This window comes from Leucobacter chinensis, from assembly GCF_019049105.1.
Taxonomy (GTDB): Bacteria; Actinomycetota; Actinomycetes; order Actinomycetales; family Microbacteriaceae; genus Leucobacter_A; species Leucobacter_A chinensis.
Genome location: NZ_JAHQZR010000013.1, coordinates 40,426 through 58,344, shown reverse-complemented (window position 1 = coordinate 58,344; position 17,919 = coordinate 40,426). Strand labels below are relative to the sequence as shown.

Below are 17,919 nucleotides of genomic sequence, written 5' to 3'. Positions count from 1 at the left end.
TATGTTTGGACTCGACTGGTCAGCAGCCCTGCTGATCATTATCGCCTTACTCGCCATTCTCTTACTCGCCGGGCAGTGGGTCTCGATTGCTCTGGTGAGCAGTTCGGTGATCTTCCTCTTCCTCACCGGCGGCTGGGAACGTCCCCTGCCAATCGGGGGCATCGCATGGGAAACACTGAACTCCTTTGTATTGACTGCTGTGCCCCTGTTTATTTTCATGGGAGAGGTCATTGCCAGAAGCGGGCTCACCCAACGTCTTTACGACGGCATTCTCGTCGTCTTGCGTAAAGTGCCCGGCAACCTGCTGCACGCAAACATCGGCGCTTCGGCAGTACTTGCCGCTATGTCAGGCTCGAGTAGTGCCACGGCTGCCGCGATGGCTCGTATCGCGCTACCCCAAATGGAGCGAGACGGATATGACCGAAAGCTCTCTTTTGCCTCTATTGCTGGAGGCGGCAGCCTGGGCATGCTCATCCCGCCAAGCCTTGGAGCTTTGTTGTACGGCGCCTACGCAGAGCTCTCGGTAAGCCGTCTTTTCATGGCTGGTCTCGTGCCAGGCATCGTGCTCGCGCTTATGATTAGCGCCTACCTTTTCATTCGTACGCGCATGAACCCTGCGCTGGCACCGACGAGCGATACCCGGGTGGGTACAACGACAGGTGCCCGCCTCGCGACTCTGTTGCGTATGTTGCCGGGCCTGGTTCTCGTACTCATTGTCCTTGGTTCAATCTACTCAGGACTTGCAACCCCAACAGAGGCAGCAGCAATCGGTGCCGGTGGCGCGGTCGTTATCGGCTTCGCGATTCGCGGCCTTTCATGGCGCATTATTGTTGATACAGCCGTATCAACGGCGAAGGTGACTTCAGCGCTGATGTTCATTGTCGTCGGAGCCCATATCTTCTCGGCGGCGCTTGTACAAAGCGGTGTAGTCCGTGGAGTCCTTGAAGCCTCAAGCAGCTTCATGACCTCACCTTGGACTCTCTTCATCTGCATGGCAATCGTGTATGTAGTTCTCGGCATGTTCATCGACGGGCTCTCCCTAATGTTCGTAACGTTGCCCGTCGTGATCCCTCTGATGCACGCAGTCGATTTCAATCCCTACCTTTTCGGGGTGCTCCTCGTGCTCTTCATCGAACTCGGGCAAATCACACCGCCTGTCGGCATCGTTCTTTACATCATCAGTGCTTCATCTCCCGGAAGCAAAATCTCTGAAATCTTCCGCGGCGCCTTTCCAGTAGTTATTCTCATTCTGGTACTAGCGCTACTGATCTTCATATTCCCTGACATTGCGCTCTGGCTACCCGAAGCGATGTCAACGTAATCAGCTCCATCGCAAATAGCTTTGCCGTTACCTACGCCACGAGTGATAGGTAACGGCAAAGCTATTGACAACGGCCTCGGTTTTCAGGGGTACAGGCGAACTCTTGCCCTATGGGTTCCGTTGGAGACCACCATCGACAAGGTAAGGTACGGTAGCCCCATGGCCATCGTCACGATCGCTTTAAGCCTCATCGCGCTCGCCTCGGTACAGTTACCCGCGGCGGGCCTTGTTGGCCCCAACCGGCTGCTCGGCATCAGGGTGCGCAGATCGCTCGCGAGCCCCGAGGCCTGGCGACGCGTGCACCGACGCGCGCTTCCATATTCGTGGGCTGGCACGATCGCCTGCTGGGTGCTCGTGACGCTCTCGTACACGAGCACCCTTGCGGCAGCGCTCACGCTTGCCCTCGCAGCGGCGGCTCTTGGGCTGCTACTAGGCGCGTGGGCCGGCGTCTCCCGTGAGCGGCGCCTCGAGGCTGGCCGGCTCGGCTGAGGCGTTTCGTTTCGCAAAGACCACCGCGCCAATGACGATCGCGGTGAGGCCTCCGAGAATCCACAACCCCAGGGTGCCCCACTGGCCTCCGGTTGCAGCCGCGGGAAAGTAACTCAACGACTTCATGAGGCTCACCATGGTGCCGGTCGGCATGCTCGCGCCGAGGCTCGCCATGCCGCCCGGCAAGAATTCTGACGCGACCATGATGCCGCCCCACGGGGTTCCTATCAGCAGCACGGCCAGCACGCCGATCCCCATGCCCGCGTAGCCAAAGAGCGAGCCCAGCCCGCTGATCACCGATGAGATCGCGAGTGCTCCGGCTCCGAGTGCGAGCGCGTGCAACCAGTAATCACCTGGCACTAGGTCAAACCATGGCCCGAGAATTGCAGCCCCCATGAGACCTGAACCGGCGGCTGCAGTCACGATCGTGGCGATTCGTCGTAGCGGTCGCTTCACCATGAGCATCGAGAGCGCACCGCCCATCATGCCGCCGATGAGCGCCGGAAGCATCGTGAGATTTGCAGCAAAGGCGTTCTCGCCACCGCTCACCACGTCGGTCACCACGACGGGCGACTTCTCTTGCTGGGCACGCCCCTGCTCCTGTATCATGAGCAGTTCGTCGGCCGTCGCCCCGTGTTCCTTGGCCGTTTCAAAAGCCTCGTTCATTGCCTGCTCACGTTGCTGGGTGATCTTCTGCTCGAGCCCACCGGCCGCCTGGTTCAGCAACTGCGCGATCTGCGGCCCTGCCGCTGATGCGGTCAAGAATTCGACGCCCTCGTCGCCGACGACAACGGCGCCTGCGACCTCTCGCTGTTCGATGGCTTCGACGGCGGCGTCACGGTCTGCCACCTCGGTGAGGTCGAACAGGTCAGGCTTTTGCGCTGCGATGCCCTGCTCGATCGCGGCACGCTGCTCTTCTGGCCCGGCAACAGCCATCGGAATATCATGCGGATCAGCCTGCGTCATAGGCCAGATGAAAGCCGTCGCGAACAGGGCGCTGACCAGGGTGACCAGGAGCCCCGGCACGATCGCTTTTGCCCAGCCTGACGATGCACTGCGGCCGCTCTGTTGCTCGCGTTCGCCTGCGTTCATGGTGTGTACCTCTCATAGGGTTCGTGTCTGTCTTACCCACTCATCATAAACTCAACGCCCGTTGAATTCAACACACGTTGAGATATTTTTTGCGGATACACTAATGGCATGGTTGACTCAGAACCCACCCCGCCCCCGAAGCGTGCAGGCGGAAGGCGCCCCGGTGACACCTCAACCCGCGAGCTCATTCTCGCCGCGGCCGTCGAGGTCTTCGCCGAAAAAGGGTACGAGGGCGCTTCACTTCGAGCCATCACGAGCAGGGCGGGAGTCGACGTCGCCCTCGTGAGCCACTTCTTTGGCGGCAAGCAGGGGCTCTTCGAAGAGGCCGTCATGAACAAGGCGAGCAGCAACATTCGCATGGTCATCGATGCTCCAGCGGGCAGCGACCCCGCGAAAGCGCTCCTCGAGCTCTACTTCTCAATGTGGGAGAACCCCGACACTGCCCTCACGATTCGCGCCCTCTTTCGTGTGGCGCTCGAGTCAGACGAAATGCTCACCCGGCTGCAAGGCATCATCTCGCAGAACCTGAGCGCCGGCCTCCAGGCATTCGCCGAGCACCAGGCCGAGGCCGGCAACACCGTAACAGTGCACGAGCCAGACCAGTTCGAGCTCAACACGCAGCTGCTCGCGGCCCACCTGCTCGGCGTGGGTCTCTCGCGCTACGTCTTGCAGGTGCCCCTCATCGCTGAGATTCCCCGTGAGCAGCTCATCGAGCGCCTCGCCCCCATCGTCGAAGGTTATCTCGGCTCGCCCTGAGCGGTCGGTTACAGCGCAAGGCCTTTGATTTCCCCAATGAGCGGCACCAGGGCGTCAACAAGCGCCCGTGCGGTCTCGCCCTTCGGTCCCTCGGCCTGACCCATGAGCGATCCTCCCGCTTCGAGCAGCCACAGGTGGTTGTGCTCTTTCTCAAAGCCCTGGCTCCACCCAACCGCGTTCACCGCGAGCAGATCGCAGCCTTTACGCGCAAGCTTCGCACGACCACGCTCGAGCAGTTCTTCATCACTCGCGACCGTCTCGGCCGCAAAGCCAACAAGCACGGGCTTCGCCAGGTTCGATGAGCCCCTGGCGTCGACGAGACCCCGCAGAATATCGGGGTTCTCGACGAGGTTCAGGTGCAGCGACTCGCCCTGATCCGCCTTGCGAAGCTTGCCATCGGCAACCTCGGCCACCCGGTAATCTGACACGGCCGCGGCCATAACGATCGCGTCGGCGCTCGCTGCCAGTAGGTGCACCGCGGCCTCAAGCTCGGCGGTCGAGCCCACGCGCGAAACCTCGATCGACGAAGCCAAGCCCTCAAGCAGCCGTTGCTCGATATTCGCCGCAATGAGCGTCACCGCAGCACCGCGCCGCGCCGCCTCAGCCGCGACCTCGATGCCCTGCCTGCCGCTCGACCGATTGCCGATATAGCGCACCGGATCGATCGGCTCGCGGGTACCGCCCGCGGTCACGAGCACCCGGCAGCCGGTGAGATCTTGCGCGACCGAGCCGAGCGCCATCGCCCGCTCAAAAATCTGCTCGGGTTCGGTCATGCGGCCGAGCCCGCTGTCAGCGCCAGTGAGTTCGCCCGCCTCAGGCCCCACGAAGTGCACGCCACGCTCACGCAGCGTGTGCACATTCGCCTGGGTCGATGCGTGCTGCCACATCTCGGTGTGCATCGCCGGGGCCACGAGCACGGGAGCCTTCGAGGCGATAAGTGTGGTGCCGAGCAGGTCATCGGCGATACCCGCCGCCATCTTTGCGAGCGTGTTCGCCGTGGCGGGCGCAACCACGATAAGGTCGGCCTCCTGCCCCAGCCGCACGTGCCGCACTTCGGGTACGTCTTCGTGCACGCTCGTCGTGACCGGGTTTCGGCTCAGCGCCTCCCACGTTGGCTTGCCGACGAACTCGAGCGCGTTCTCGGTCGGCACCACCGTGACCGTGTGCCCCGCCTTGACCATGAGCCGCACGAGATGCACCGTTTTGTAGGCCGCGATGCCGCCTGTGACTCCCACCACGATTTTCATACCCTCATCATCGCACCCGAAGCTGCCCGGCGGGTGCTCACCCATCGAGAAACGGTTACGATCGAGGGTATGTGCACCGTCATCGTTCAAGTTCCAGAGACTCCGTCAGGCCCGGTTCGGCTGCTCGCGGTTCGCGATGAAGACCCGGCCCGCGCCTGGGACGCTCCAGGCGAGTGGTGGCCAGAACTTCCAGGCCTCACCGGGGTGCGCGATCGCCGAGCGGGCGGAGCATGGCTCGCAACTCAAGATGACAAGCTCTCGGTCATTCTCAACCGTGCCGAGCCCGGGGCGAACCCGGGGTTTCCCACCCGCGCCTGGCCACGCTCACGCGGCGGGATCGTGCTCGATGCCGCGCAGGGATCTGAACCCGGCGCCAACCCCGAGACGGCTCCCTTCAACCTCGTCACAGTCGAAGGGTCCACCGTCACGGTCATCCGCTGGGACGGCTCAGCCCTCGCCCGCGAAACCCTCGACCCCGGCGTGCACATGCTCGCCCACGACGACGTCGACGACCCTGACACCGCCCGCATTGCCGCGTGGCTGCCCCGCTTTCGCGAGCTCACTCACGCCGCCCCCGAACGCTGGCGCGACGAGTGGATCTCCCTACTCGCCACCTCAGCCCAGCTCCCGATCGACGACGACCGGGCCATCATTCGCGACAACACCGCGCACGGCTTCCCGACCGCGTCGCTGCTCGTGTGCGTGGCAGAGATTACGGCGGATCCCGCTGGCCCCGCCGTCTCACTCGAAAGCGCTACGCTGGGTCGCCCCGCTCAGTGGGACAACCCCGAGTTCGTGAGCGCGCCCCTGGTGTGAGACCTACTGCGCTGCCTGCTCTGGCAGCCTGCCCACCACGATGGACCCCGCGATAAGGCTCGCCGCGAGCGGCAACCCGAAGAAGCCCAACAGCTTCACGAACCATTGCACCAGGGCAAACAGCAGCTGATTCTGAGGCGCGAACGAAAAGAGCACCTCGTTCATGAGCAAGAGCGCGATGACCCCGCCGACGAGCAGGCCAATCGCCCAGTTGCGCATCTTCTTCGCGAGCTCTCGGTTGGTCGTGATTTCACTGGACATTGCTCTCCCGGCCTCTCGTTATGCCGCGGGAACCCCCGCGCTTCCTGAGGCCACGAGCCCTGACAAGCCGTGTCACGACCGCGTGACGCTCTCTTTACAGGCTTGCACAGACCCGCGTCTGACGCAAGGAAAACGGGGCTGCGGTGGTGCTGGCGTGATCCGCCGAGTGGGTTCAGAGGTGTTTCTTCACGGCTCAACAACTCAGCGTACTTTTATCGAAAGCGCTTCTGGTTCGCACGGTGATCCTATTAGCATCCCCTAGAGCTTATTCTTCTACTTGCAAGTGCCCGTGTTGGGCTTTGCGTGCTGTCACGGCTGCGTCAGTGTATCCGGCTCGCCAGGTATATCCAGCAAGACCGGTTGTGCCTACCATCAGAAGCACAAGCCACCAGGGGAAGTGCGGGAGGTAAGGATCATCGTTGGCACGCCGCAGGTCTGATTCGGGCGTGGGACTGATTCGCTCAGCGGTGACGAGAATTCGATGTGAATTGACCCCGAGGGGCGTGCAAGTGATCAGCGTTACCATGTCTTTGTCTGCAACTGCCCGAAGCGAATCAGTTTGATCAGGTTCGACGACCTTTGTTTCGGTGACCTGATATGTAAGAACTTCTCCGAAGGTGCTCAGGGTAAATGTGTCTCCCACATCTACTTGGTCGAGGTCTGTGAACATTCGTGCCGAGGCAAGACCCCGGTGAGCTGTTATCACAGAATGTGTGCCAACGCCCCCGATTGGAAGGTGAGAACCTTCGAGATGACCGGCACCTTTCTTGAGCGTGTCATCATCTGTGCCGTGATAGACCGGAATATCGACATCTATGCCGGGGATGATGAGGCGCGACATCATTCCGTCATCTCTCGCAATGAGGAGCTTCTGATAGTCGAGACCTTCGGCTCCGGTCCCCGTACCGGTTGGCACGTTAGCGTTTTCTTCGAGAAGCACGCCTGCAACAAGCTGATCGTTGTATTCTTTCGCAAGCCGCAACTGTTCTTTTGCGTCTGGCTGCACGTCTTGCAGACTACTTCCATAATCTCGAATGAGTTGCGATTGGTTGTACTGCGACAGCCATGCTGAAGCGGTCGGATACAGCAAGAAGATCATTCCTGTAAGACCAGTGACGGCCATGATCCAGGTGAGCAGGGCTGGGCGCCAGGTACGTATTTTCTGTTCCTGATACCTGCGTTCCCGCCTCGTGGTAAATGTGGTTGTCATGTGTCTCTCAGCAATAGGTGAAGCGGCGGGAGGGCTGTGCCGTGTCCCGCCGCTTCACGTGGTATATCAGTGGCTGATTATGCCTGCGTCTGTGTGCGACGGCGTGCAGCAAACAGACCGATCGCGAGTGCAATCAGCGCGAGGCCACCACCGAGCACGAGGAGCTGGCCTGTACCACCGGTGAGTGGCAGTTCAGGCACCTCCTGCTGGGTGTTCTTGATTTCGGCATCGTACCCGGCACCTTCAACAATGGTGGTCTGGCCGATGTTCACCTTAACGGGGCGCGGGGTTTCGTCAAGCACGTAGCCCGCGGGAGCTGCGGTCTCGACGATGACGTAGCAGCGGTAGTCGTGCTCGTCGACCTTGTTTCCTTCTTCATCTTCGATGCCCTGCGAGACAAAGAGACCCTCAAAGTGGATGAGACCTGCTGCGTCTGACGTCCCGGTGTCGACGGGCTCACCGGTCACATCTGCGACGCACTCTTCTGCATAGGGATCCGCTGCTGCGTAAACAGCAAAGGTCGCGCCTGCGAGTGAGGTCTTGACGCCCTCTTTGCCGTCGGTGTATTTCAGACCCTTGATGTCGCCCCAGTTGCTGTAAACATCGGGGGTTACTTCTTCGGGGTCTGTCGGGGGATCAACAGGCTCTTCAGGCTCTTCCGGTTCTTCAGGCTCTTCAGGGTTTTCAGGGTCCGGGTCAACGTAGGTCTTCGTATCGGTGAAGGCATAGTTGGCGATGACACCGTCAGCAGGAACCTGCTTAATCTTGCCCGAGAACTCGACACGAACCTGGCTTGGTGCTGCTGCTTCAAGCTTCTTCATGCCAGCAACGGTGAACTGTACGATGAGCTGTTGCCCAACGGTAACGACTTTGTAGTCGGTGCCCTCAGCGAGAGCGGTGCCGCCGAGCGTAACGTTTGCTGCCTTGATATCTTCAAGGTTTGCGTCCATTGGGTCAACGATGCGGAAGTACTCCCAGTGGGTGCCTTTTGCAAGTGTCGGAACATCGGCTACGACCTCGAACTTGACGGTCGAGCCAACCTTCAGCTGTTCTTGCGGCAGGTTCTTCTTCGCGATTCCTGCTTTGAGGCCGTTCTTCGGGAACACGTTTACGTCGTAAAGCCAACCGTTTTCAAAGGGAAGCGGGATGGTGACGATGAACGGCAGTGCACGGTCAACAACAGTCGATGGTGCGTCAGTCTCACAGACGAGGTATGCCCCAAGTTCGAGGTTCGGCACAGTAACCTTGCCATTTTCACCGGTGACGACGGTATCTACCTCGGTGATGTCATATCCGTCAACAGAACAGTTGTTGTTTGGCGACAGTGCTTCGAGCGCGTTCCAATCTTCAGCATCTTTGACGTCGATACCCTCGACCTTATAAACGGTAAACTCAACACCCTCAATGCCAGGTGATGTGGGCACCGACTCGCCATCGGGCTTTCCATTCACCGCGCCAACGCCCTGGTGTTCGTGTTTATTGATGATGATGCTACCGGTCTTGCTGTCATCGATGTTGCCGTAGCTTGCCGGGGCAGCGAAGGCTGCTGACCCGGTGAACAGGCCGGCAAATCCGAGCGCGAGTGCACCCGTGGCCGCGATCACTCGGCCGCGCCGATTTCTGATCGTGTCAGTCATGGTTTTCCTTTCATTGCTTCTGCGGGGGGTCGCAGGAGATTGTGAGGTGTATGGGGTTGCCGCTAGATAGCGTTCAACGATGTGCGTCGTTGACGCATACGATGACTTGCAGCAACGAGTAATATCCCGAGGAGGCCGCCACCAATGAGCATGAACCAGAAAGTCCCGATGCCGCCCGTGAGTGGAATCGTCAGCGGGGGTTGTTGCTTGTTCGGGATGTTTCCAAGGTCGATTACGAGGTTGTCTTCATCGAGCGTAAATTCCAACGATTCGTCGAGCTTGATGTATCCGGCCGGAGCCTTTGTCTCGGTAAGGGTATAGTCACCCCAAGCGAGCTGCTTGATATTAAAGTGCCCCTCACGATGATCATTGTCGATCGCGTTCTCGCATTCTTCTGCTGTCGCGGTCACGCAGTCGAGAACGACCTGTTCGTAGCCATTCGGGCCTTCGAGTAACCATTCAGAACCGGCGAGCAGATCAACGTCTTCAGATGATGATGCGTGCTCGCCCGTCTTCTTCCACGAGACTTCTCCATTCATCGGGTCTGTTTGCTCCTCCAGGTTGTACAGAGTGCACTCAATGGCTACGCCGTCTCGTGCGGTGAAGGTAGCTCCAGGCGAACTCTGTGAAACTACATCTGTCACAGAGATTTGCACTCCGTCGTTCGCTTCCACACAAGCAAGGTTCTTACCATTCACCGGAACAATTGAATATCCGTCCTTTTGCGTTTCCCTTATCGTGATGTCTCCCGACGTTGCCGGATCAGTGAACTTCACCGGAAAGAGTGCTTTGCCGTTGTGTTTTGTCTCTTGCTCTTCAGCCCCTGCCGGGATCGTCAATGGGGCCGTAGGTGTAGCACTAAGCTCCCACCCCGCAGCGGGTTCAGAGATTGCGTCGAGTTGAGTCTGTGTCATCCCGACTGAATATCGTTGCGCATCGACAACACGCTTCGTAACTTCTACAGTTCCCTGACAGCTGTTCTTAGCAAATTTAGCCAGCTGCTGAGCCGCCTGGTCGTAGTTTGACGAAACGAACCAGTCTTCATTTTGCACGGGGCCTGAGATCAAAGGAACATTGAGATTATGAGAGCTTGGCTTTACATAATCGCCGACCATAAAGTTGACAATCCTAGTACCTTTACCTTTGAGGAGGTTGGCTGAAAAAATTGCCGCCTCAACATCTTTAAGCCGGGGGTTAGAAACGGACGTCCCTTCAAAACCGGGAGTTCCATAAGCTGTGGGGTCACCATCAGTTATCACGATAAGAGTGTCATACTGTTGCTCAGCAGTCGCTACAGCATGTAGACCCGCATCCCAGTTAGTACCACTTCCGAGAGTCCAGCTTTTATACAATTGTTTGAACTGATTCGCCTGACTGCTTGTGCGCACTGCCCTCAGTTCAGGATAATTTTGAGTCTTCTGGCTAGAACTGCTACCAGTTGACGGACTTTTCTGCGAGAAAGTGAATAACGCGAGATTACTCGGCGTTCCCACATATGCATCCACAGTCACATCCAAAGCGGCCTTGGCTTTCGGAAGTGCACTGCCAATGGATGACGACAAGTCCATAAGTATCGCTACGTCAGCCCCACACATTTGGTCTGCAACAGGATTGTCGCGAAGTACAGCCCATTGGCCGAATGACGGCCACCCAAAGTTTTGATCATAGTTTGACGATGACTGGTCTTTGTCTTCACGGCTGGCATAATCTGCCGTTCGAGTCGTTCGCATAAAATCGGTGTTCGTGGGGTCGTTGGAGCGGATGACTTGGCCGCCCGAAAGACTGGCGTCTACCTGGAATCCATACACATATTCGTTGCCGATTCTGTTCCCGTTAGTCCAGGCTTCAAACATTGACCATCCCTCGGGCGCGGACACCCCGACAACCCACGGCCTTTGATTGCTTGCCATTCCAGAAGCATCTGTGATTCCGGAACTCTTCAGAGGAACCTCAAATACACAATCACCTGCAGCGTTCGAAGTACACGTTGCCCAATCATAATTCGCCCACTGATCGACGGAGTTCCCGACCTTCTGCGGCGCTAAGCGTAGTTGCACACCTTCGACAGGGGTGCCAGCACCTTCTTGCCCGGGCGTCCTGTCTCCTGAGACGCGTACAATAATTTTTGTCGTTTGAGCTTCTGAACTGGCTACCCCAATCGCGCAGCGTGTGAGTTCGACATTCGACCATTCGTGCTTTGGCGCCACGAACTGGCCGCAACCGGTCACATTGCTGAGCTGCATGGCGGGAGAATTACCACTAGTCAAATCCCAAAACGCGATTCCGTTTACGTGAGCATTGCTGAAGTCAAAATTTTTACCGCCAGAATTACATTTGACAAAAACTGCTCCTGCCTCGTTCGGTGAGCCGTCATCCGGTGACGTGCGCGTCGACAGGGCTTGCCCCAAAGTCGTTCCGAGTAACACGCTCGAATTATTCGCTTTAAAGTGAATACCGTCGGCAACACGGAAAACAGGAAGAACGTTGCCCGACCCTTCAATGATCAAGGTCGCCCCATCGAGTTGACTATCGGTGCCTTTCTTACCGACCTCAATGATTGCGATGCCGTCTCCATTTATGTCGTACTGATCAACGTTAATGGTGCGCATGCCTTTGATGTCGCCGTTTGGAAGCACGCCTGTTGCTTCAGTCTCCGCGTTGCACATACTTGAACGCATACCTGCGAGTTCGCTCTGAAGAGTGTTCATGGCCGCGACGTCCTGTACGTACCCACGACCAGAAGTACTCGAAAAGGTGTTACCCGCTTTGCTTCCGCCCGGATAGTACTTGGTACTCGAACTCACATTATTGTTTGGGTTGCTCGCCCTCGACACATAGCCCCGCTCCGCGTATACCTCTGTGGCATCAGAGCTCCAACTCTTCCCCGCGGTCTGAATACTGGTTAAGTTGCCACTCCAGTCGATGCCAGTGAAGGTAGGTGCAGCCCCGGTAGCAGATTTCGCCTGAGCGTTTCGACCGAGGTAGTTGTTTGACTGGGTATTGATCGAAGGGTTGCTCGTACCTGTAGCGATGCCGACATATTGCTGGAGCTGCGTCGTTTCTGGGAGAGGCGTAGTGGTAGCTCTCAGCTCGAAGACCTGCTCTACAGGCTCTTCATTCTGAAGCTCAGGCAATGAATCATGCTCTGGCTCTTCCAGCGGTACCTTATCTGCATCAGCCTCTTCTGGTTTCGCAACTCCTTCTTCAACATCTGGTTCGTCTTCAGGCGACGCCATTGCCTCAGACTGACCTTCATCTACCGTTTCGGCCTCCAAGGACTCGGTTTCAACGTGAGCGCTCTCAGGTTCTACCGCGAAGGCAGTCGAATCAGCAAAGACTGGAACCAAGAGCAGAATTGTTAAAATACCCGCAACGAATCCGGCCCATCCCCGACCGAACCGCCCTTGCAGTCGAAGTCCAAGTGTTTGTTTCACGTTGTCTTCCCTCCACACATCGCTAGAACCTTGCATGTTTCCCTGTCGCATTTCACACCCTTGCCCTATGCCTAAAACCTTGCGCCGCAAATCTCGGGTGAACCGCAACCAGTGTTTGTAAGCCGCAATTGAAGCCTTCAATTACTAACAACGAGAGGCCACCAAAAACCTGTCACACGAGACAGCAGCAGGCATGCCGTAATCGCTTGCAGCACTCAAGCTGCTCGATTTACTGACTCCTCCGAGGCCAGGCACGCGTGTTCGCCCTTTGCATAGCGGTCACACAGCGAGCACCGTAACTTGTCTCGCAGCTGACGGCGAGCTCGGGATGCTCGCAGCGAAACAGCGTTGGATGTCGTGCCCCAGGCTTCTGCTAGCACTGCTGGTTTTATGCCATCGACATGCATTGCCATCAGGACTTCTTGGTAAGGGGCAGAGAGCTCATTGAATAGCGACCGCATTCTTTGGCTCTCCTCGACTTGCACAACATGTTCCTCAATGGAGGCATCCGCTGGCACATCATTGTCGAGTGCAACATGCTGCCACTTCATACGAGCAGAACGAAGAATATCTATGCGCAGGTTACGCATAGTGCCTACGACGTAGGGCGCAATAGCCTCCGGCTCTGGCCCTCTACCTCGAGCCCAAGCCCGAAAGAGTCGAAGCAAGGCCTCTGAAAGAAGGTCCTCTCCCTCCAGGCCAGTTCCACCAAGAAAGTACGCAGTCCTCAGCAGATCGTTCAGCAGATCGTTCGTGAAAAGCCGCATTCTTGGCTCCCCGAAATTGCCCAATATTTCATTCCCTAGTTCCAGTCCCGCGAGAATCGCGGTTTCCTGAACTCACCATAGGAGCGAAACAGACTATCGATTAGCTGAGGGGCGTTTTTTCACCCCGCCGCATCCCCCCCCCTGAAATACGAAAACTGATCACACGTTGCTACATGTCAGAGGGTCGGACCAGACGTGACGAAACCACGAAGTTACAGCAGTTCGCGCCGAAGCGCCACGGCAATCGCTTCTTCGCGTCCCGAGACGTTGAGCTTTCGATAGATTGACTTGATCTGACTGCGAACGGTACCCAGGGTGACGAAGCGCTCCTCAGCAATAGCCTGATTCGTGAGCCCATCGTAAATACCTCTCAGTACTGCACACTCGCTCTCGGTCAGCGGGTACCGTTGAGCCCGCATGAGCGGCAACCGCATACCGCGGGCGCGATCAATAACCTCAGCGAGGCGCCACGAGTACTTCTCAGACGCGTCAAGCAGACACTCAACGAGTTCAGTCGAGGCAAAGAGGAGCGCAAAAAACATGAGTTTGGGAGCCGTATGCTCTCTCCAGATCGCCTCAATCTCAAGGAGTGCCCGCTCCTCATTTTCCCTGTACAGCCACGCGACGGCGCGAAGTACGCTGGCGACATGAGTGAGTCGCACAAATGCATCTTTCGGGTAGTGCACCAGCACCTCGTGCACGCGTGTAGCATCACCGAATCCGAGTTCAAAAGTAGCCCGTGCGAGCAGCCCAAACTCATCTGAACGCCCAGCAGCGTGTTCGCGCCACCGTGTCGCTGCCACGAGGTTTCCCTGAGCGACGAACGCTACCATCGACGCCCAAAGCACGAAACCGCTCGGCTCCCCATCCTGCCACAGCTCAGCGCTACGTTGCAGAGTAGCTTCAATCACGTGCCTTTTAAGAGCCTCTGGCTCCGCGAGAGCCTGAACCAGAATGACGAGCGCATCAATCGCCGACCGCGACATCGTCGGTTCGTCGCGCGCAAGAAGCGGTGTCATGAACTCAATCGCCTCATAAAGCTTTCCATTCTCAAGATGAAGCAACGCCTCAGCCTGACTATGGTTACTCTCGATGCGTTCAAAAAGATTAGGCGTCATAGACCTCAGCCCAGCGAGATCCATTTCGGTGGTGAGACTCACACGCTCCATCATGTAGAGAAGATCGGTGGGCATGCTCCAGTCACTCATCCGTGCGGCAAGGGTGAGCGCGCGTGCATGGTGATCGGTTTGCAGAGCCGATCAGTACGCAAGATACAACGCCCCGATGGCACGCACTCGGTCACGGGAATCACCATTTTCGGACACAAATTCAGCTTCATTAACGAGCTCCTGTACGTGCACAATTGCCCTCAACACATGAGCCCTAAGGCCCGCTAACGCTGCCGCATAAGCGAGAAGCCCAGCGCGCTCAAGCTCCGTCTGCACAGTTAAACCCGTTTGAGAAGCAAGTGAACGCCAGGCTTCTTCAGCATCGGCTCGAAGCTGAACTGAAAAGCCCTGCCTGCGCAAACGCATTTCCGTGCGTATGAGTGTGAGCGCAGGCTCTCTGCGGGCAGAAATAGACGAGAGCTGCTCAAGCGCATTCGCTGTCTCAACATCAATATACACAAGAAACCAGCGGTATTCGCTGCGCACAAGATGTTCGGCAGTAGCTAGCTCATCCAGTTCAAGGAGGTATAGCAGGCGAGCAGCAATGCGCCCGGTTTCTGTAATGCGTTCGAGTCCTTGCCTGAGCCGCTGCCGAGTATCCGCCAGCAGTTCACTCGCTGTGAATGCATTCCACGCTGCGGGTTTCCAGGTAAGTTTTTTGCAACGCCCTTCATCGTCAGTGCCGCTCTCAAACAGCGGCACATGCTGAAGCCTCTCCCAGAAAATCAGCGAGATTTCGGGAGACTCGGTCAGCGTTTCGACGATATCGAAAGGGATCGTGCGCAGGGCCGATAAAGTATCGAAAAGTTTCGCAATCTGCGTGTGCGCCACGTCGAGCCGCTTCATGCGCGACCAGAGGTGAGCATGGAGTAACAATACGTCACCATCGTTTGCGGCTTTCCATACCCCTGTGTGAGCATGAGCGCGTAGCCCTCGAATACGCTGCCCGACGAGATACGGACAACCGAGCACTGATCCACTTCTCAGAGTGAGATCGAAGAGCATGCCTTCGTCGGTGAGCAGACGCTCGAGTCCTTCGAGTTCCTCTTCAGAAAACGCAAGGTCACCCTCCCTGAGCACAAGTGTTTCTTCGGTTAGCGCATCACGCGGCGGTTCGTCGAGTGTTGTCACGATCAGTCGCACCGCAGGCTGCGTTTGAAGGAACCGGGCAATCCCCTCCCAATCTTCGTCACTGGGCTGCTCAGCATCCCATGAGATAAGGCGGTCAGCGGTGACCGTATCGCGACATAGGCCCTCCAGCTCTTGCAGATTACGCACACGCGTTACAGATAGCGAAATATCGCATAACGCGAGATAGGCGAGACACTGAGCGATCCACACGCTCTTACCCCAGCCTGGAAGAGCCGCCAATACTGTCAGCGGAGGCAGGTTGCTCCAGGTATCTTCGAATCGTTCTCGATACACGAGCATCCCCTGTTCAGTTTTCTGCCGGTTCGGGTGCCACCAATGCATGACCGGCTCCCCCTTTCCTGAGCCCCACATTCGTTCTTGATTCACAAGCCACGCACACGCTTGTACCGCTACTGTAAACTAGAGCGTTCCTGAACACTCACTCTACCTAGCGCACATCCGCTCGCGTCGAAACTGCGTGGAACGGCGCCGGCATGGCCGCTGATGCCGAACCGTGAAAAGTTTGTGTGTCTGTTGATGCGGTCACCGTGAGGATGATCTGATCGGTAGGAAGTGCGGAGCCCTCGAACTCAAGTGATGCAACAATGGGCCTCTCTCCAGGATCGGAGCATCTGACTTGTTGTTCGATGTCGGTACAGTCCATCTCAGCTGAGGCATCAATAAATTGCAGGCCCTTCGGATAATCCAACACAAAGTCATCTTGCCGCCACTCATCATCAACGATGTCGAGTTGATATTCGACGTGAAGTCGTTCATCTTGCGAGAGCGTGACAATGATTGTTCCAGGTGAATCAACACTCCCCTCCACATGATTCGTCTGGCATGCGAGATAGCCTCCCGGAATCCCGAAGGCAAGACCTGCCGCGATGCTTGATGCGACAATACGGTGTGTTCGCGGTCTCGCCTCCTCGAGAGTGCTGTCAGGCCCGGTTTTTTCTTGCACCCTCGTGGAATCTTCCGGTGCCGCAGCCGCGACGGCTGGAGCAGCCTCAAACAAGTTCGCACCAATAGCGATAAGCCCACCAATACCGAGAGCTGAGCCAATCGTTCCAAACCTCTTCCACTGTTTGCGACAGCGTTGACACGTCTCGAAGTGGCGATGGCCTACACCCTCCCATTTCGTCTCTTCTGGCGTATCTGCAACACGGATTGGCAGCTCTCGAAGCGCTTCAAGACAGTGGTCGGGAGCATCCTCCGTTAAGATCTCGACAAGGAGTGCCCGCTTTAACGAGATCTTTGCACGGCGGTGCAGAGAGTACACGCCGTCAGCCGATCTTCCAAGATCGGCTGCGACATCCGCCGGTTTGCGGCCCGCCGCATGAATTTCTTTCAGCACATGCTGGTGGTCAGCAGGCAGGGTTTGCAATGCTCGACGCACCCAAGCAAATTCCCGATGAAGGTCGATGTCGTCGATTCTTGCATCGAAGTCTATGATCTCTATATCGGCATCGAAGTTCTCGGTTCTTGAACGCGGCGAGCGCAGTTCGTCAATACATCTGTTGCGCATTGACCGAATAAGATAACCTGCAGCACCATAAGATGGCCCCTTGCCACGGCCCCACAGATGAAGAAGGTTCTCAATCGCCTCACCCTGCAGATCTTCTGGGTCCATAATGCCGTTCGCCAGGTGAAATGCCATCGGCCGAGTCTCGGAAATAAGGAACTCAACGACCTTAGCCACCGCATCCTGGTCACCAGCCTGGGCTCGAGCGGTGAGTGTGTCAAGTTCAGTACGGCTGTCGAGCCCCTCGCAAGCCCTGACATTAGACTCAAGGTTGATCTCTGCACCGGTTATGACTTCTCGAGAACGTTCCAGCATGTTACTTATCCCCTTCGAACTGCATACGAACCCTTCTAAGGCAAAGTAAAGCCCGTATATACCAACGAGTGAGACAGATATTCCTGTCATAGTGGCGGGATCGCCGTCGCATCAGCAACCTATTCAGTGTTTGTGGGCGTTTACAAGCGAGAGGGTCAGTTTCGGCAACCTGCTTGACCTAACCGACCTCCTGCTCGATAACGCAACGATGCGTTAGGCGCGAGTCGTACGCCGCAAGGAACACGCCGCCCCGAGTTAGCGTTCTCGCTGCAGAATGCCTGAGTCGATACTTAACCTCTCGGGCTGCGATGAGCCCGAATGAAACGGTGAGTTGAGAAGCATGAGATCGTCCCACTCACCGGGTATCCACACGCATCCGTCGGATTATTCTGCCTCAGCACGATCGCCAAGGCCAGCTCACCGGGCTGTCATACGCACAGCTTGCGCCATTTCTTTGCCACTGGCCAGTTAGGATGACCTGCGTTTCTCGTATAGCAGGAGCAACCGACGCGGAGAATCCCTACTGCCTTCCAAAGCAGTAAGCGAGTACCGCAGCGGTTGGTTCGTTGATAATACGCAGCACGTTGAGGCCAGCAAAACCCGAGCCTGAGAGCCGGTCACCGCTCAAGATTCCTCGGGCGACGAGCAGCGTATCGAGCCAAGGGGCACATTTGGGGGTTGTTGTGCCCCTTGGCTCAGCGGTTTCGGGCAGATGGGGAAAGGCCCTAGCCGCTATTGCGAAGGAAGAA

Annotated in this window: 15 protein-coding genes; 4 read left to right on the top strand and 11 right to left on the bottom strand. The window is 57.3% G+C overall.

Annotated elements, in window-relative coordinates; all coding sequences use genetic code 11:
- The first annotated feature begins 1 nt into the window (after position 1).
- Both KTJ78_RS11365 and KTJ78_RS11360 read left to right on the top strand, forming a co-directional pair.
- Entirely contained in the window at positions 2 to 1,321 is a 1,320-nt protein-coding gene (locus KTJ78_RS11365) for a TRAP transporter large permease (RefSeq protein ID WP_217135856.1), read from the top strand.
- Positions 1,322 to 1,480: 159 nt separating this feature from the next.
- Positions 1,481 to 1,810, top strand: coding sequence for an SdpI family protein (locus tag KTJ78_RS11360; protein WP_217135854.1), 330 nt, complete (start codon positions 1,481 to 1,483; stop codon positions 1,808 to 1,810).
- Here the strand turns inward: KTJ78_RS11360 and KTJ78_RS11355 are convergent.
- A complete protein-coding gene (locus tag KTJ78_RS11355) occupies positions 1,751 to 2,902 on the bottom strand; it encodes a hypothetical protein (protein WP_217135851.1) in 1,152 nt (383 codons plus the stop codon). The genes KTJ78_RS11360 and KTJ78_RS11355 overlap by 60 nt on opposite strands.
- Before the next feature lie 108 nt (positions 2,903 to 3,010).
- Here KTJ78_RS11355 and KTJ78_RS11350 point away from each other — a divergent pair, with 108 nt between their 5' ends.
- Entirely contained in the window at positions 3,011 to 3,658 is a 648-nt protein-coding gene (locus tag KTJ78_RS11350; protein ID WP_217135849.1) for a TetR/AcrR family transcriptional regulator, read from the top strand.
- A gap of 8 nt (positions 3,659 to 3,666) precedes the next feature.
- Here KTJ78_RS11350 and coaBC read toward each other — a convergent pair whose 3' ends face one another.
- The gene (gene coaBC, locus KTJ78_RS11345) at positions 3,667 to 4,905 is read right to left on the bottom strand and encodes a bifunctional phosphopantothenoylcysteine decarboxylase/phosphopantothenate--cysteine ligase CoaBC (RefSeq protein WP_217135847.1); all 1,239 of its coding nucleotides are present in this window, start codon (positions 4,903 to 4,905) and stop codon (positions 3,667 to 3,669) included.
- A gap of 69 nt (positions 4,906 to 4,974) precedes the next feature.
- On the opposite strand from coaBC, the gene KTJ78_RS11340 reads away from it, so the two are divergent.
- The gene (locus KTJ78_RS11340) at positions 4,975 to 5,721 is read left to right on the top strand and encodes an NRDE family protein (protein WP_217135838.1); all 747 of its coding nucleotides are present in this window, start codon (positions 4,975 to 4,977) and stop codon (positions 5,719 to 5,721) included.
- A gap of 3 nt (positions 5,722 to 5,724) precedes the next feature.
- Here the strand turns inward: KTJ78_RS11340 and KTJ78_RS11335 are convergent, their stop codons facing one another.
- From KTJ78_RS11335 to KTJ78_RS14010, 9 genes are all read right to left on the bottom strand, one after another.
- Positions 5,725 to 5,982 carry a hypothetical protein gene (locus KTJ78_RS11335; RefSeq protein WP_217135836.1) on the bottom strand — a complete coding sequence of 86 codons (258 nt, stop codon included), beginning with the start codon at positions 5,980 to 5,982 and terminating at the stop codon, positions 5,725 to 5,727.
- 265 nt (positions 5,983 to 6,247) lie between these two features.
- The gene (locus KTJ78_RS11330; RefSeq protein ID WP_217135834.1) at positions 6,248 to 7,192 is read right to left on the bottom strand and encodes a class C sortase; all 945 of its coding nucleotides are present in this window, start codon (positions 7,190 to 7,192) and stop codon (positions 6,248 to 6,250) included.
- A 77-nt stretch (positions 7,193 to 7,269) separates the two neighbouring features.
- Entirely contained in the window at positions 7,270 to 8,829 is a 1,560-nt protein-coding gene (locus KTJ78_RS11325; RefSeq protein ID WP_217135832.1) for a SpaH/EbpB family LPXTG-anchored major pilin, read from the bottom strand.
- 62 nt (positions 8,830 to 8,891) lie between these two features.
- The gene (locus KTJ78_RS14020; RefSeq protein ID WP_217135830.1) at positions 8,892 to 12,263 is read right to left on the bottom strand and encodes a SpaA isopeptide-forming pilin-related protein; all 3,372 of its coding nucleotides are present in this window, start codon (positions 12,261 to 12,263) and stop codon (positions 8,892 to 8,894) included.
- Positions 12,264 to 12,478: 215 nt separating this feature from the next.
- On the bottom strand, positions 12,479 to 13,030 hold the full coding sequence (locus KTJ78_RS14015; RefSeq protein WP_217135828.1) for an RNA polymerase sigma factor: 552 nt from the start codon (positions 13,028 to 13,030) through the stop codon (positions 12,479 to 12,481).
- Positions 13,031 to 13,242: 212 nt separating this feature from the next.
- Positions 13,243 to 14,223: a helix-turn-helix transcriptional regulator gene (locus KTJ78_RS11310; RefSeq protein WP_254259639.1), complete on the bottom strand. Its 981-nt coding sequence runs from the start codon at positions 14,221 to 14,223 to the stop codon at positions 13,243 to 13,245.
- A gap of 66 nt (positions 14,224 to 14,289) precedes the next feature.
- Complete coding sequence (locus KTJ78_RS11305) at positions 14,290 to 15,672, bottom strand: hypothetical protein (protein ID WP_217135824.1); 1,383 nt, start codon at positions 15,670 to 15,672, stop codon at positions 14,290 to 14,292.
- A 106-nt stretch (positions 15,673 to 15,778) separates the two neighbouring features.
- Positions 15,779 to 17,170 carry a sigma-70 family RNA polymerase sigma factor gene (locus tag KTJ78_RS11300; RefSeq protein ID WP_217135822.1) on the bottom strand — a complete coding sequence of 464 codons (1,392 nt, stop codon included), beginning with the start codon at positions 17,168 to 17,170 and terminating at the stop codon, positions 15,779 to 15,781.
- 520 nt (positions 17,171 to 17,690) lie between these two features.
- A complete protein-coding gene (locus tag KTJ78_RS14010; protein WP_217135821.1) occupies positions 17,691 to 17,798 on the bottom strand; it encodes an Hsp70 family protein in 108 nt (35 codons plus the stop codon).
- Positions 17,799 to 17,919 lie beyond the last annotated feature (121 nt).

Coding starts and splice junctions, on each gene's coding strand:
- KTJ78_RS11360 (WP_217135854.1), top strand. CDS start 1,481: ATGGCCATCGTCACGATCGCTTTAAGCCTCATCGCGCTCGCCTCGGTA.
- KTJ78_RS11305 (WP_217135824.1), bottom strand. CDS start 15,672: ATGCATTGGTGGCACCCGAACCGGCAGAAAACTGAACAGGGGATGCTC.
- KTJ78_RS14015 (WP_217135828.1), bottom strand. CDS start 13,030: ATGCGGCTTTTCACGAACGATCTGCTGAACGATCTGCTGAGGACTGCG.
- KTJ78_RS11335 (WP_217135836.1), bottom strand. CDS start 5,982: ATGTCCAGTGAAATCACGACCAACCGAGAGCTCGCGAAGAAGATGCGC.
- KTJ78_RS11350 (WP_217135849.1), top strand. CDS start 3,011: ATGGTTGACTCAGAACCCACCCCGCCCCCGAAGCGTGCAGGCGGAAGG.
- coaBC (WP_217135847.1), bottom strand. CDS start 4,905: ATGAAAATCGTGGTGGGAGTCACAGGCGGCATCGCGGCCTACAAAACG.
- KTJ78_RS11340 (WP_217135838.1), top strand. CDS start 4,975: ATGTGCACCGTCATCGTTCAAGTTCCAGAGACTCCGTCAGGCCCGGTT.
- KTJ78_RS11365 (WP_217135856.1), top strand. CDS start 2: ATGTTTGGACTCGACTGGTCAGCAGCCCTGCTGATCATTATCGCCTTA.
- KTJ78_RS11355 (WP_217135851.1), bottom strand. CDS start 2,902: ATGAACGCAGGCGAACGCGAGCAACAGAGCGGCCGCAGTGCATCGTCA.
- KTJ78_RS11325 (WP_217135832.1), bottom strand. CDS start 8,829: ATGACTGACACGATCAGAAATCGGCGCGGCCGAGTGATCGCGGCCACG.
- KTJ78_RS11300 (WP_217135822.1), bottom strand. CDS start 17,170: ATGCTGGAACGTTCTCGAGAAGTCATAACCGGTGCAGAGATCAACCTT.
- KTJ78_RS11310 (WP_254259639.1), bottom strand. CDS start 14,223: ATGCCCACCGATCTTCTCTACATGATGGAGCGTGTGAGTCTCACCACC.
- KTJ78_RS11330 (WP_217135834.1), bottom strand. CDS start 7,192: ATGACAACCACATTTACCACGAGGCGGGAACGCAGGTATCAGGAACAG.